Raw genomic sequence first — 257 nt, 5'->3', positions numbered from 1 at the left:
CGGTCGCATAGCCCGAACCCGTGCCGATTTCCAAAACCGTATCGGTTTTAGTCAGCTTCAAACCCTGCGCCAACCGCGCTACGATTTTCGGCTCGAGCATCTTATGTCCGTTGGCAAGCGGCAGCTCCATGTCGGCATACGCCAAACCCTGCAAAGACTCGTTCACGAAACGCTCGCGCGGAATTTCCTCCAACGCGTCCAAAACGTCAAAATCCAATACATCCCACGGACGGATTTGCTGTTCGACCATGTAGAAC

Annotated in this window: 1 protein-coding gene; it reads right to left on the bottom strand. The window is 54.1% G+C overall.

What is annotated here, in order from left to right:
- The coding region (locus ACTHS3_RS18175; protein WP_440368821.1) for a protein-L-isoaspartate O-methyltransferase family protein at positions 1 to 257 on the bottom strand (257 nt) is incomplete at both ends.

It is taken from the genome of Neisseria sp. P0009.S007, from assembly GCF_051962515.1.
This window is presented reverse-complemented; position numbering and strand designations above follow the sequence as displayed.